Here is an 869-nt window from a genome sequence, read left to right on the forward strand (position 1 = left end):
TTGGAAAGGTCGGTAATCGCTTCAATGGCTTCAAGGCTTTTGCGTTCAGGCAACTGATCAAAATCAAGTTGAAAGGAATTCCACCATGCTCGCCCCGTCCAGGCGGGTTGAAAGCGTGCCGAAATCCCTAGCCATTCAAGCCCTATCTCTATTGCCGCAAGGGAGCCGCGAATATTTTGCCATGCAAGACCCTGATCAATTAAATCATAAAGGTTAGAGAAATAAGGGTTTAATTCTTGTAAGCCATATTCGTCTATTAAAAAGGGCAACCAAGAAGGCGGACGCGTGATAAATTTCGCGCGAGGTATTTCTTCGAGTGCCGTTTTAACGTGAGGGTCGAAAGCCATTGCGTCAGCAAGACAACGTTCAAACAAGCTCGAATTCGGGGGCAAAAGTGAGGAAAGCATCAATAAGCACGCCCCCGTTCAAACAAAACAATATCCCCTAGTGCGACTGCTTCATCAGGTGCGACCAAAATATCCTCAAAAGGTTGCGTTATGTTCACATGGTGAACGCCCTCAACCATCAAGCGGCTTAGTATCCAACTTAAAGACAAATCACGCCCAAGCCTTTGCGCACGCGCCCATTCTGCTCTTAATTTCTGCTCCGCTCTTTCCAAAACAAAGGAGCCTTCATCCGGTAACAACCAAAAATCAGCAGAAACATTGATCATCCGCTGTACCGCGCTTTTCACAAGGATGTGGTCATTGGTCATTTTAACATGGGGGGCATCAAGGGCTGCTTGCACCTTTGCAATTAAAGCCTCATCAGCCACCCCTGAAGGAGCGTCACTAAAAAGCGCAACATGAATAAGCGGACTTTTACCCTCACGATAAACAAAAGCATCTTTGACATGGATATCGCTTGAG

At 46.6% G+C, this 869-nt stretch carries 2 protein-coding genes; both read right to left on the reverse strand.

What is annotated here, in order from left to right:
• The coding region (locus ACFILY_RS09420; RefSeq protein WP_375673364.1) for a phage tail protein at positions 1-407 on the reverse strand (407 nt) is incomplete at its 3' end.
• The coding region (locus ACFILY_RS09425; RefSeq protein WP_375673365.1) for a baseplate J/gp47 family protein at positions 407-869 on the reverse strand (463 nt) is incomplete at its 5' end. The genes ACFILY_RS09420 and ACFILY_RS09425, both read right to left, overlap by 1 nt.

The sequence above is a fragment of the Bartonella sp. CL25QHWL genome (assembly GCF_042195335.1).
Classification (GTDB): domain Bacteria; phylum Pseudomonadota; class Alphaproteobacteria; order Rhizobiales; family Rhizobiaceae; genus Bartonella.